This is a genomic window from Pseudoalteromonas sp. GB43 (genome assembly GCF_054923805.1).
Map to the genome: position 1 here is coordinate 322,844 of NZ_JBPCHJ010000002.1, position 13,251 is coordinate 336,094.

At 40.0% G+C, this 13,251-nt stretch carries 14 protein-coding genes and 1 pseudogene; 5 read left to right on the plus strand and 10 right to left on the minus strand.

The window, feature by feature from the left end; all coding sequences use genetic code 11:
- Positions 1–12: 12 nt before the first annotated feature.
- Both ACRWSG_RS18820 and ACRWSG_RS18825 read right to left on the minus strand, forming a co-directional pair.
- On the minus strand, positions 13–843 hold the full coding sequence (locus ACRWSG_RS18820) for an AraC family transcriptional regulator (RefSeq protein ID WP_130151864.1): 831 nt from the start codon (positions 841–843) through the stop codon (positions 13–15).
- A gap of 94 nt (positions 844–937) precedes the next feature.
- Entirely contained in the window at positions 938–1,714 is a 777-nt protein-coding gene (locus ACRWSG_RS18825; RefSeq protein ID WP_462167179.1) for a DeoR/GlpR family DNA-binding transcription regulator, read from the minus strand.
- 200 nt (positions 1,715–1,914) lie between these two features.
- On the opposite strand from ACRWSG_RS18825, the gene ACRWSG_RS18830 reads away from it, so the two are divergent.
- Both ACRWSG_RS18830 and ACRWSG_RS18835 read left to right on the plus strand, forming a co-directional pair.
- Entirely contained in the window at positions 1,915–3,063 is a 1,149-nt protein-coding gene (locus ACRWSG_RS18830) for an MFS transporter (protein WP_462167180.1), read from the plus strand.
- Between the two features lie 127 nt (positions 3,064–3,190).
- Positions 3,191–4,045: a DUF417 family protein gene (locus ACRWSG_RS18835; RefSeq protein WP_462167181.1), complete on the plus strand. Its 855-nt coding sequence runs from the start codon at positions 3,191–3,193 to the stop codon at positions 4,043–4,045.
- Between the two features lie 37 nt (positions 4,046–4,082).
- Here the strand turns inward: ACRWSG_RS18835 and ACRWSG_RS18840 are convergent, their stop codons facing one another.
- The 7 genes and pseudogenes from ACRWSG_RS18840 to ACRWSG_RS18870 form a co-directional block, all read right to left on the minus strand.
- A complete protein-coding gene (locus ACRWSG_RS18840; RefSeq protein WP_462167539.1) occupies positions 4,083–4,967 on the minus strand; it encodes an alcohol dehydrogenase catalytic domain-containing protein in 885 nt (294 codons plus the stop codon).
- A gap of 60 nt (positions 4,968–5,027) precedes the next feature.
- Positions 5,028–5,834: pseudogene (dkgB, locus tag ACRWSG_RS18845) on the minus strand (2,5-didehydrogluconate reductase DkgB); the annotation flags it as partial.
- An 82-nt stretch (positions 5,835–5,916) separates the two neighbouring features.
- Positions 5,917–6,747: an LLM class flavin-dependent oxidoreductase gene (locus ACRWSG_RS18850; protein ID WP_462167182.1), complete on the minus strand. Its 831-nt coding sequence runs from the start codon at positions 6,745–6,747 to the stop codon at positions 5,917–5,919.
- 169 nt (positions 6,748–6,916) lie between these two features.
- The gene (locus ACRWSG_RS18855; RefSeq protein ID WP_462167183.1) at positions 6,917–8,119 is read right to left on the minus strand and encodes a low temperature requirement protein A; all 1,203 of its coding nucleotides are present in this window, start codon (positions 8,117–8,119) and stop codon (positions 6,917–6,919) included.
- Positions 8,120–8,131: 12 nt separating this feature from the next.
- Entirely contained in the window at positions 8,132–8,497 is a 366-nt protein-coding gene (locus ACRWSG_RS18860; protein WP_228482482.1) for a cupin domain-containing protein, read from the minus strand.
- A gap of 9 nt (positions 8,498–8,506) precedes the next feature.
- Complete coding sequence (locus tag ACRWSG_RS18865) at positions 8,507–9,055, minus strand: redoxin domain-containing protein (protein WP_054553544.1); 549 nt, start codon at positions 9,053–9,055, stop codon at positions 8,507–8,509.
- A gap of 9 nt (positions 9,056–9,064) precedes the next feature.
- Complete coding sequence (locus ACRWSG_RS18870) at positions 9,065–9,646, minus strand: NAD(P)H-dependent oxidoreductase (protein WP_199528759.1); 582 nt, start codon at positions 9,644–9,646, stop codon at positions 9,065–9,067.
- A 127-nt stretch (positions 9,647–9,773) separates the two neighbouring features.
- Here ACRWSG_RS18870 and ACRWSG_RS18875 point away from each other — a divergent pair, with 127 nt between their 5' ends.
- Positions 9,774–10,130 carry a winged helix-turn-helix transcriptional regulator gene (locus tag ACRWSG_RS18875; protein WP_054553546.1) on the plus strand — a complete coding sequence of 119 codons (357 nt, stop codon included), beginning with the start codon at positions 9,774–9,776 and terminating at the stop codon, positions 10,128–10,130.
- Here ACRWSG_RS18875 and ACRWSG_RS18880 read toward each other — a convergent pair.
- Positions 10,127–11,029 (minus strand): LysR family transcriptional regulator, encoded by a 903-nt coding sequence (locus ACRWSG_RS18880; protein WP_138617853.1) that lies wholly within the window; start codon positions 11,027–11,029, stop codon positions 10,127–10,129. The two genes, ACRWSG_RS18875 and ACRWSG_RS18880, sit on opposite strands and share 4 nt — an antisense overlap.
- Before the next feature lie 110 nt (positions 11,030–11,139).
- Between ACRWSG_RS18880 and ACRWSG_RS18885 the strand changes: the two genes are divergently transcribed.
- Both ACRWSG_RS18885 and ACRWSG_RS18890 read left to right on the plus strand, forming a co-directional pair.
- Positions 11,140–12,108 (plus strand): NAD(P)H-dependent oxidoreductase, encoded by a 969-nt coding sequence (locus tag ACRWSG_RS18885; RefSeq protein WP_462167184.1) that lies wholly within the window; start codon positions 11,140–11,142, stop codon positions 12,106–12,108.
- Positions 12,105–13,169: an ankyrin repeat domain-containing protein gene (locus ACRWSG_RS18890; RefSeq protein ID WP_054553549.1), complete on the plus strand. Its 1,065-nt coding sequence runs from the start codon at positions 12,105–12,107 to the stop codon at positions 13,167–13,169. The genes ACRWSG_RS18885 and ACRWSG_RS18890 overlap by 4 nt, the downstream gene beginning before the upstream one ends.
- Positions 13,170–13,251 lie beyond the last annotated feature (82 nt).

The window sequence follows — 13,251 nt, forward strand, 5'->3', positions numbered from 1 at the left end:
AGTAATTCAGCTCTATCTACGAGCCCATTGCAGTTGAAATTGTTTTGGTGTCATACCGAATGCTCGTTTGAAGTTACGATTGAGGTGGCTGGCATCAGCGAAGCCAGATTCAACCGCCACGCTGGTGGCATCGCGGCCAACTTGTAACGCTTTACGGGCATAATTAATACGACAGTTCAAAACATATTGATGTGGAGTAATACCGAAGTGCTCGCGAAAGCGGCGGATAAAATGAAATTTCGACATGGTGGCAGCATGGGCAATGTCATCAATAGAAATGTCATTGTCGATATTTGCCAAAATGTAGTCTTTTGCACGCAGAAGCAAGCTATCAACTCGGGTACTTAAAGTTGGCAAATCAAGACTGCCGTTGAGCCTGACTAAAGACTGCGCCATTTGCAACACTGCTGCTTCTCGCTCTATTTTGCTGGTGCTATTGGTTTGTAAAAGCCTTGATAAGTGAATCACTTGATTACGCAGTAATGGATCAGCATACAAGGTGTTTGCCATACGTAATGTGCAATCTTGCTTATATCCAAGTGCTTTGAACAAAGGCTTAAATTCATCGGGATGAATGTACAGCATAAGATACTCTAGGTTTTGCTCAGTGCCAGAGTGACCATCGTGAATATCTTCTGGGTTAAACAAAATGACATTGCCAGGTACGCTTTTATAAAACGCATTACGACAAAAGAAATCTTGCCGCCCTTGTAGAGTAATACCAATTGAATACTCTTCGTGAGCATGTTTTGCATAGGTAAAATCACTCATAGTCGCAGTCAACATCGAGATGCTCTGATGCTGTTCGTTGTTAATGTACTTAAAGTGATTGTCTTTGCTCACAGGTGCTCCTGAAGGGTGTGCGCTTCGTTATTATTCCTACGCCAATATAGCGAAGCTGGCAACCTAAAAACTTGAACAAAATTGCTGTTTTAATTTATTCAGAGGTACAGACAAGTTTTAATTCAGTGTCTTTAAATTCAGCGAGTTTTATATCGTTTTTCTTGGCATCAGTAACTAAAACAGAAATAGCGTCTAACGCTGTCACTTTATGCCTTGCGACTGAAGACAGTTTTTCTTCAGTAACGGCGATTAATACATTATTGCTTTGTTTTACTATAGCGTGTTTAAACTGTGCATCTTCAACGTCAAACGCTGAAACACCCACCTCGGCATCGATTGCGCAAGCACCTAAAACTGCTAGGTCAAAATGCATTGTTTGTAATTGCTTTAACGAGCAACTACCAATTGCAGCGCCTTGTTGCTTACTTATTTTTCCACCTAACAGAATCACATCACATTGTTGGTGTGATTGTAGTGCAATAGCAATTGCAGGCGTGTGGGTAACCACCGTTAAGGTAAGATCGTGTGGGATCATACTTGCAATGGCTAAATTGGTACTGCCAGAATCAATAAAAATAAATGCATGCTCTTTAAAGTAAGGAATACACGCTTTAGCTAAAAGCTGCTTACGGTCACTATTTAAAACCATTCGTTGCACTAAACTGCCATCATTTTGTGCATTAATGACAGCGCCGCCATACACTTTTTTACACACCCCTTGATTTGCTAATTCTTGCAGATCTCGGCGGATCGTATGTTCGGAGACATTAAGTTCTTTGGCTAATTGAACACACACAACTCGGCCGGTTTGTTGTAAATGATCTTTGATCAGTGCTTGCCTCTGATCTGGGAATGAAGCATAATCGAGCATAAATAATCACAAGTGAGCAGTTTAAACTAAAGCTAATGTAGCATTGCATGCTCGTTTTAGCAATTTTGTGATTATTTAGAGTTAAATAGCTCAATAACTAAGCCTTAGTTTAGTTATAAACTGGAATGAGGGAAGGTGACGGGTTTTAACCTAGTCACTTACCCTGCTCGATTGTGATGTTTTATGTAAGGTTTTGTTTGATGTTGTTAGAAAGGTATCCGTTTAAAAAGCGCGAAGTACTCGTTACAAGGTTACTATTTTTGTGTGCAGGTTTAGCCACGGCTACGTGGGCATCGCTCATACCAGTAATTAAAGCGCATATTGGCATTGATGAGAGTACTTTAGGGTTGTTGCTTTTGTGTCTTGGTGCAGGTGCAATATTTGCTATGCCTGTATCAGGTGCGCTCGCAACTAAGTATGGTTGTAAACGTGTATTACAGTTTTCAACGATGATGATTATTTTTTGCCTACCATTTTTTGCTTTAGTAAATAGTGTGGCTAGCTTGGCAACTTTACTGGTGATTTTTGGCCTTTCTATCGGCGCAACTGATTGTGTTATGAACATTCAGGCTGTGTTGGTTGAAGAACGTTCTAAGCTTTCACTTATGTCTGGTTTTCATGGCTTTTACAGTTTAGGCGGTATTTTAGGGGCGGGTGCTGTAGCAATGCTGCTAATTGCTGGTTTTTCGGCATTCGAAATCTGTATGCTAATGGCGGCGATAGTATTACTGTGTTTGATCTTCGCAAAGAGAGACTTACTTCCTTTTGCAAGCCCCAATGAAGGTCCTGCATTTGCGCTCCCAAAAGGCCCGGTGATTTTAATTGGCATTATTTGCTTTGCAATGTTTCTCGCAGAGGGAACCGTTTTAGATTGGAGCGGAATATATTTAATTGATTATCAAAATGCATCAACAGGAATGGCGGCATTAGGGATTTTTAGCTTTTCAGTCACAATGACTTTAGGGCGCTTATTTGGCGATCGCATTATTGCAAAGCATGGGCAAAGGGCTGTTCTGACTATAAGTGGTTTAGTAGCAAGCCTTGGCTTGATAATCGCTATTGTATCAATGAGCTTTTATGTTGCGCTATTTGGTTATGTGTTAATGGGAATAGGTTGTGCCAACGTTGTACCAATTATGTTTTCTGCGGCAGGGAAGCAAACCTACATGTCGCAAGCTACGGCAATTCCTGCTGTAACAACATTTGGTTATTTAGGTGTATTAATGGAATTTGCAAGTGTCGGTCAAATTGCACATTTTTCTTCACTTGCGTCTGCATTGGTCGTAATAGCGATGTTAATTGCTTTGGCGACTATCTTTTCACTCTTTGTGAAAGTTTCACAAGACTAACTTTATAATTGTTATTATTCAAAAGGTTATATGTATTTAACAGGAAAAGGTTATAGTAAATTATAAAATGGTGAATGTTTTTATCCCTAACTTAGGTCTTCTAATTGAGTTTTATAGAGGGGTTTAAATGAATTTACGTACATCAAATAATTTAGTGATTGCACTTATTACTATCAGTTTTTCTTTATTGGGTTTGTCTTTTATTTTGGGGGCAAACCCCAATGCTATTGGCAGTATATTTTCGTTTTATGGTTTAGAGACTCAGGTACCTGATCATCTCATGAGTATGATTGCAGGCTTTGCACTTTGTTTTGTAGGTATTACCAGCCTTCATTCTCATTTAGGATTTATTAATAGGGCGCTTCCCACCGTGACAGCTCTTATTATTGCACTTGCCTGTTTACTTACATTGTTCAGTGCAAATCGTTGGCTTGCAAGTGAAGGGGGTTTTCCAGTAATTGTTTCGGGGCAGGGTATTATTAAGTATTTTGCTGTTATTCCTTTATTTTTATTTGTGTTTTACAAAGATGTTTTGAGTGATAAAGCGCATGTTGCTTTGAATTATGCATCGGTGGCATTAGTGTTGGTTTGGATTGGTGCCATGAAGTTTTTTGCTTTTGAAGCAAATGCGATTGTTAGCCTTGTTGAGTCTTCACCGTTTATGTCTTGGTTGTATATTGTTTTTAGCGTGCAAGGGGCATCAAATGCGATTGGCATATTTGATATTTTGAGTGTGGCGCTGTTAGGTGTTGGCTTGTATATCAGAAATGCGAAACTTATTTTACTTGCTGGACTAGCCTGTTGCTCGGTATTTATCATGACACAAACATTTTTAATTACCGCACCTAATGCGCTTAGCAGCGTTACAGTGTTTGAGCGATTAGGTCAGTTTGTAATTAAAGATCTGTGGTTTATAGCTAATTTAGTGATTATTTATCATTTAGCTGTATTCAACTATACACCTAAAGAAACAGCAGAATAAAATAAAAAGGCCTCAGAAGAGGCCTTTTAAATGATATCTAAACAACTACAACGGCTTTTTGCTTTTGAACTTTAGAAAACTCAAGGGCATCATTGAGATTGTTAAATTCAAAGTCAGTGGGTTCTTCAACATTTAAAGTACCCGACGCAATGTCATTAAGGAGCTTTTCGCCATCACTTACAAGACGTTGCCATTGCTGTGTATCACCATAATCGTGTAATGCACCAAGGGCAATTTCATGATAAGAAATAGTGCGCGTGAATGGTTCATCGACGGGGGTTTCAATGCGTCCTAAAATACTGATCACATGACCATTTGCCTGTAGAAGTGGCACTAACTTTTTAGCTTCTTCAGGACCATTAGCATCAAAGATTGCAAAGTAGCCACCTTCAGATGGTGCGTCGCGTAATACTAACTTAACGCCAAGCTTTTCGGCTTGCTCAGTCGTTAGGCTTTTTGATAAAGCATGTACTTCAAAGCCACTGTGATTCAGCATTTGTGTCAGCAGTTTATTAACAGCTCCCATGCCGGTTACTAATACTTTTTCGTCTTTGCGTAATGGTATTTTGCTAAAAGCTTGCCATGCAGTAAGCAGTGGGCAAGGTAATGCCGCAGCAACATTGGCTGCTAACCCTTTTGGCACCTGCATAACACGGTCTGCATAAAGTACTGTGTGTTTAGCAAAGCTACCGTTTTCACTCAAACTATGATGATAAGCGACTGTTTTACCGATTAGTTTGCTATCGACACCATCGCCTACCTGCTCAATAACCCCAGCACCGTCTACGCCAGGTGTATGTGTATCTGCCCAATTTATAGGGTCAGCTTGAATAAACTTCCAATCAACTGGATTAATACCAACCGCTAGGTTTCGGACCAAAATTTGCCCTGCTTTAAGTGCTGGTACAGCTTTCAATCCCAAAGCGAGTGCTTTATCAGCACCTTGAAACTGCCAAGCATGAGTTGTCTTTACTTCATCATGATCCCAGTCAGGAGCAAAATCCGGGTTTGCTTGCCTGTCGCCGCAACTAAGGGCATCAATTTGATTGATCTCGTCTTGGCTTAAGCTAAGCGAAAGGGCTTTTAAGTTGGTAGCCATATTTTCGCGTTTGGTAGATGACGGTATCGTCACCATGTCATGCGCTAACTCCCAAGCAATGACTACTTCAGCGGTGCTCACTTGGTGTTTGTCTGCAATCGCTTTGATGGTTGGATCTTTAAGTACTTTACCTACCGCAAATGGCATATAGCCGGTAACGAGAATGTCGTTTTGGGCACAAAAATCACGTACCTTTTGATTGGTTAGGTAGGGGTGAACTTCAACTTGATTGGTAAATAATGCGCCTTTTGGCAAAATACTTAAGGCTTCTTCCATTTGTGCAATGGTAAAGTTTGAAACACCAATTTCTTTCGATAAACCAAGCTCTTTTGCTGATTGTAATTCACTCAAATACTCATGCATGCTTTCGCCATTGGCTGGGCTTGGCCAATGAATAAGCAGTAAGTCGACGTAATCTAGTTGTAGTTTAGTCAGGCTCTCTTTTACGCTGTTAATAAAGTCCGTTTTATTTAACTTATCATTCCATACTTTGGTGGTAATAAATAACTCACCACGTGCAACACCACTGTCTTTAATCGCTCGGCCAACAGCTTCTTCGTTACCGTAAATTTGCGCAGTGTCGATGTGTCTAAAGCCCTCTTCAATAGCTGTTAGCACACTTTGATATGCAACTTCGTCTTGTAATCTAAATGTACCAAAACCCAGTTTTGGCATAATTGATTGTGACATCATAACTCCTTAATTATGGAACGTGGGCAAAACATGTTCGCCAATGTGCTTTAATGCCCATTCAATGGGTAATTCGTTACGTCTAAAGTGCAAACCAGATGTGATTCACACCGGCATTTTTCATTGCCTTTAGCTCTGAGATGAGTCCGATGACGCCTGTTTCAACCCCAAAACGATGACGTTTTATAGGTGCATCAGGATCATCTAATAAATTTAAATGAATAAAACTAACGTACGGCTTATTTCCTGCGACCTCTCGCCACAAAGCGACACGCTTTTGATGATCATCTGGTGTGCCTGGGTAAGCAAGCCAGCCGTCCATGTTTTCGCCAACCCATTGAGGGCTTTGCTGAGCAAGACCTGCTACATAAAGTGGGAAATTTTTCACTTCTGGTAGTAGCTTTTGACCCGCTTCTAAAGGTCGCTTAGGGGCGCCTTTAAGTAGCGAAACAGATTCACGTAGTTGCTCACCACGGCTTGCAAAATCAATATCGAATAAAGGATATTCAATAGGTCTATCACCACTGGCAACACCTAAAATTAGCCGATCATTACTAAGCGCTTGCACAGTATTTGCTGCCTTTTTAACAAGCCAAGGTTGGCGCAATGGCAATACCACCGCTGCGGTGCCAAGTAATATATTCTTGGTTTTAGCTGCTAAGTAGCCAAGGTAACTGAAGGTTTCATAAACTTGGGCGGCATCACCAAATTGCGGGTCATAAATCGGTACGTCGCGAACCCATGCCGCTGCGTAGCCAAGCTCATCAGCAAGTTGAACACGTGATTCATGGTTAGCTAAATTAGGGATCCCAAATGATTGATTTGATTGTTGATTGAAATGTGCCCAATCATTATCAAGTGGAAGTTCAACCCCAATTGAGAATGGTTTTTGCGCTAATTTATCAAAACTCATTATGACTCCAAACTTTAAGGGACATAGCTAAGCAATACTTAACAATTTAATGCCGCCCTGAAAGTGATTTATGATTAAGTAATGAGGGTATTGTGGCGCTAAATTTATTTGCGAAAAACAGCAAGGATAACAAAACACCTTTGTCGTTTTTGCAAAGGTGTTTTAATCGTTATGAATTAGCTTCTTCTTTTGAAAGGGTAAAGTATGCGCGAGTGACTGGGTAGGCAATTTGTGAAATCAGTGCAGTGCCCCAAAGTAAGTTGCCAATGAGCGAAGGCACATGGGGTAAAATGGGAATGGTAACTAAAGCAAGTATGACGCCAAACATTCTTACTTTGGCTGTAGCAAAACGATGGGCTACGCGATGTTCGATCATTAGCTGGATCCACAATAAGCTTAATAAGTAGCCTGCTAACCCTACACAACCAATGACACCATATTTTAGGGGGTACGGCTGCCAAAACCCGGCTTTCACTTCGCCGGCGAGTGCAACGCCAACCATAACTGCACATAGCATTAAAAATAGGTGAGCTAACCACCAACTTACGAGTGTCCATTTGTGTTGATTTTTAGGTTTACCATTGCCAACAAAATCAAAGTAAATCCAGCATTGCACAAATACCGCAATACCACCAAACATAAAGTTAGCCAGTACAGTGGGGTCGACTTTATAAACTCCTTTTTCAGATAAAGTAATCACCAATTTAAAGAAACCTTCGCCTACGACAATAAGTAGTAAAAGGGCGAAGCGCTCAGACATATGCCCAAGGCGTGGTAAAAAGCGTTTATTTTCAAGTACACCAATTTTTGGAGCCATATATAAAACTTGGATAGCGGCAATCGCAGCGCCAAACACCCAATAACGATAGGGGGCAGGCATAAATGCTGTGGTAGCAAAAATGATGGCAAGAGCAAAGTAGTTACGGCTCACACTGCGTGCTAATTTTGTTGATTCGACCCCCAATTGATTGGTGCGATGAAATAAATAAGCTGTAATAAGGCGATTAGCTGCATAGGCTAATGCAAAATATGTCCAACCTTTATCAAGTACATGAGGGATCGAGGCAGCCATAACCATGGCGGTAACAATTTGGCAGACCATGATCAGCCGGTGTTTTACATCAGTACTGACATAGAGTGAATTAAAAACGCTGGAGTCAGCCCACGCAAACCATACGGTGATGAACAAACCTGCAAATGTAAGAAAACCACTTAAATGTAAGTGGTCGCTCAAAAAATTACCTAGCAAAAAAATGATTACCACATGGATAAGGTCATAAAATAATTCAACCCAATGAACATGGTCATGTGAACTTTTTAAATCTAGGTGATGCTTAGGTAAGCGCCACATTGGGTGGTTTTCTAATGCCATAATTGATCCTACCTATTTCCTTTCGACAATAATTGCAGTGATGGTGGTTTCACCCTCATTTTTGACTTGATGAGTCCATGCGTCATGCCACATCACATAGCCATTAGGGATCTCAATTGTTGTTTGTGACTCTTTAGTACTGATGGTCGCTTTACCACCTGTCTCAAAATAGACTGTTTCAGCATTATGCTTATGCCAATTATCTTGCTCACCTGGTGCTAAAGTCATACGTAAAACAAGTACTTCACTGTTATCTAGCAATACTTCATAGTGATTGGGTGAAGCAATATGTGCATGGGGAAGTTGTGCTGAAAAAGCATGTTGTGAGCACATAATTGTGCTCACCAAGCCAATTAGCAAAGCTGTCATTTTGCTCATGGCTACACTCTACTTATGCATACCGCGAATTGGGTAATTATTTTTTGGGTCGCGTATCCAATTAAGCCCGCTTACCAAAGTTGCTAAATCAGGTCTTACAAAAGGATTATTAGAATAATCAACCACATGTACTTTACCTTGCTCGTTAACCACAAACAGTGCAGGCTCTGCGAAAGGGTGATCCGTTTCTTGTGGTGAACGGGGATCAGAAATGTAAGTACCTAATGCTTGCATTTGCTCTGTAGTCAAACCGTAAGCAAGTGGAAATGACACAGATAGCTGCTCTAAATGCGCTTCTAGCTGCTCTTTGCTATCACCTGAAACAGCAATTACATCAACACCCGTTTCTAATAGCGCCGCTTTGTATTGCTCGAGGCTATTTAAATAGCGGGTACATAAAGGGCAATGCTTACCACGATAAACAACAACAAGCTGCCAGCTTGCACCGTGTTGAGGTTGACCAAGAACAGCCTCTTCACCATTTAAAAGTGCAGCACTAATACTAGGAAATGCACTGCCCGGATGGAGTTTGTTGCTATAAACAGATTCGTTACTCATGAGTGTTCCTTAAAAGTTGTCGTTTAAGTGTTTTTCAAAGCGCGCAAAGTCGCTGTCGATGTCTGCATTTTTCATCACGTCATAACAGGCGAAAGTTGGCATCACTTGCATACCGAAAAACTTAAAGTTCATATGCATTGGGAAAACAAGGTCATCAACACTTTTACCTTCAAAAAAGTCACTGGCATCTGCAAATGATTCTGCAGGTGCATTTAAAGTCAGCGACATCATATATTGAGTGTTATTCAAGGTGCCGCCTTTACCGTAATTGGCTTTTGGATTATCTTGATGACGACCATCACCATGGCAAAGCGCTCCACCCATGCCCGCTGTGTACACTTCATCCATGTATTTTTTGAATGACCAAGTCATGCCCATCCAGTTAATAGGTGATTGCAAAAAGACGATATCTGCCCATTGATGGTTCTCAAGTTCAGTTTCTACATCAAATTCGTCTTGTGTATTAACCACGCGAGTTTGATAGCCTTTTGCTTTAAAAAAAGCGTCAGCTTTTTCGATTAAAGCAGCATTTAACTTACCTTCAGAAAAAGGGTAATAGTGATGTGCGTTAAGAATTAATACGTTTTTCATAGTTGAGTATCCGTTTGCTAATTACTTTATCGTGTTCAAAATATATTCTGTGGTATATAATAGTAACCTAGATTATTAAATCAACCAGTCACCTTTTTGTAACTAGTCTGAAAAATGCGAGGATGTTTTGGAAAGTTCAGTAGAAACAGATAGTAAGGGTAGAAAAAAAGTTTTAAATGCTTGCATGGAACCCTGTGCTATTGAAAAAGGCATGCGTTTGATTGGCGGTAAATGGACGGGATCTATTATCTATCATTTAAAAGATGGTCCAGTTCGTTTTAATGATTTAACGCGTATGCTCGGTGGCGCAAGCAAAAAGATGATCGACCAACGTCTAAAAGAACTTGAAAGTAGAGCGATGATCACCCGTCATGTTATTAGCACGCGCCCGATAGCGGTGACCTATGAGCTTACTGACTTTGGCCGCTCAGCACTGCATATACTCGATGAGTTACGAGTTTGGTCTGAATCAAATGAGATTTAAAGTTTGCGATTCTTTTCTAGAATAAAATCTATAAGAACTCTCACTTTTCGCGCCTTTTGACTGTGCTGCTGAAAGTATAAGAAAAGCCCAGAAAAGGGATACCAATGTTCTTCAAGGATTGGAATTAAAGTGCCTTCTTTAAAGTGGCTATGTAACATTGGCTCTACCATTCGCCCTATGCCAAGGCCTTTTTTCGCCGCGTTAATCATCAAATCCGTATCATTCACGACCATCGCAAATGGCATTGTTACTGACGTTGTCTGCCCTTTATTTAATAAGTTAATGGCTACTAACTTTTTAGATGTTATATATCGGTATTGGATTAATTTATGGTTAGCTAAATCTTCAATAGTTTTAGGGATCCCATAGGTTTTAGCATAGCTCGGTGAGCAAAAAAAGCCCTCTTTGAAAGGTGCAGTAAGAGGTTTAGCTACCATGCCAGGCTCAATCTTGTCTCCAAACCGAATACCTATATCCATACCATCAGTAATCAAGTTAACAGTTGCATCATTTATTGATATCTCTAATTGGATCTCAGGATAGCGACGACAAAACTCCTCGTAGTATGGCTCTAATAATAATTGGAATGCAAAACGAGGGGTTGTTAATCTCACTGTCCCTTTTGGTGTTGCACTAAACTCTTTTACACTTTCAAAAGCACCTGACAATTCGCTTATAGCTGTTTTTGTCTGTTGGCGAAGTTGTTCGCCTGCTTCAGTTAGTTCGATTCGCCGAGTGGTACGATTAAATAATGGTACGTGTAGCGAGCGTTCAAGAGATTTTAATGCATGACTTACTGAAGGTGCCGTCATTTCTAGTCTTCGGGCTGCGCCACTAATACTGCCTTCCATAGCAATTGCATGAAAAATAAGTAATTGAGAGTAGTCGGTACCGTTCATTATTGTTAGTTTTTATCTAATAATTATTGTTGATAATATCATCTAAAACTAATTAATAGTATATCTTATGCTTATCGAATTCGTTCCTTATATACCTTGAAGGCAAATTCATGAGTAAAATTTTAGTTATTTCAGGCCACCCAAACCTATCAGAATCAAATGCGAATACGACTGTCATCGAGACATTGTTATCGCGGCATGATGATGTAGCTATAAGACGGTTAGATTCACTATATGGTGAAAAACAGATCGATATAGTTTCAGAACATGAAGCACTGTTAAGCGCTAGTGTTGTTGTTTTACAGTTCCCATTTTATTGGTACTCTGTTCCAGCGCTTATGAAACGTTGGATTGATGAAGTGCTATCTTACAATTTTGCTTATGGGCCTAAAGGTGACAAATTAGCAAACAAACATCTAATTTTATCAGTTACTGTCGGTGACCCTGAAGAAGCATATTCACCTCTTGGCTATAATCATTTCAGTGTGGAAGAGTTTTTGCGTCCACTAGAACAAACTGCTTACCTTGCAAAAATGCAATACCATAGGCCAATCTATAGTCATCGAATGGTTTATATAGAGGGGGTGTACAATGAGTTATCGGATGTCCAAAATCGAGCTGTCGAACATGGAGAGCGCTTAGTGGCTAAAATTGCTGATTTATTACATTCGCCAGAGAGTATAATTAAGCAATTTGTAAATAAATGGTTCGATAAGTTAGATTCTTTGTCAGAAAAAACCGAAGCGTTTTTACCCCATTTATCAAAGCAACTTGTTTTGTGCTTGCCAGAAGGAGATTTTTTGGGGCACGCGGGCTTTAAACAATGGTACCAATGGGCATTATCAACATTTAAACCTAATTGTAGGCACACAGTTGAGCAAATAGATATTACTGCTGACGGAGAATATTTTAACCTTTCTTTGAGAGTTAATTTGAGCGCACACACATACATTGATTCTGATTTTGCTGGGCAAAATGTTGAAGTACAAGTTAAAGAAAATTGGCGTTTAAGAATAATTGATGGGCAACATGTGCTCATTGAGCAGTACTTAGTTTCATCATTGGGCGATCAATTATGAGAAAGAGATTAATTTCAGCATTACTGTTAGCAAGCCTGACAGGATTTAATGTACAAAGTAAAAGTACACTTTATTCCCCAATTGTTGAGCATAATATTAAGCAAAATTTATCAGATTTACATAAAGCGGTTATTGCCAATGATATATCTCAAGTAAAATTACTGATCGCGCAAGGAGCCGATGTTAACCAGCTTGATAAGTTAATGGGGATTGCCCCTTTACACATAGCAGTACAAGGCCGGAATCTAGCGATGGTAAAATTATTAGTAGAGAATGGAGCTTATGTTAATTTACAGTCTGTTAGGCTTGGCGGAACCCCTTTGTTACTAGCTGTGTGGCATCGCAATGTTGATGCAGTAGCGTATTTACTCAGTCTAGATGATATTGATACTACAGTCTTATCAGCTGCGGGAGCTACAGCCTTACAGTTTAATCGCTCAGGAGGAAAAACAAATGATGCCTCACTTAATGAGGATGTATCAAGGATAAATCAGTTGTTTACTGAACATCACGCACGCACTCAAGCTAAAGCAATTGAGAAAGCAGCAATTTATTTGGTAGTTGCAGATAGTTCAATATCGCAAGCACGAAAGGTTGAGAAAATAAAAGACTTAATTTCAAAAGGCTATGATGTTAACGCTTTAGCACCTGTGCTTAAAAACGGTAGTGACTTTCACAGTGCCCTATTATTAGCTGCTATGCAGGGACAGTTAGCTGTCGCTAAAATACTACTTGAGAACGGTGCGGATCAAACTCTAACTGGGGCCTATATGGCCGCGATTGCTTTGCACAAGGCTGCTTATTTTGGTCGGGCTGATATGCTAACTCTTTTAAGTCAATACCCTGGATTTAAAAGTGTCCTAAATGCTCAAGGTCCTAATAATGGTTATACGCCTTTACATGATGCTGTATGGCATGGACATTTTGAGGCCGTGAAGGTATTGGTAGAAGCTAAAGCAAGGCTTGATTTAACAGGTTATGATGGTAATACACCTGAGCAGCTCGCTATTCAAAATGGTTATACTGAAATAGCGCATTTCTTAAAAATGGCATCAAATTAGTTTTGATAGCCTCTGCGAGAAAGAGCGTTTAAAGGGAAGTATACCTAAAGCTATACGCTAGCAGAATTTGCTAGCGTATTTC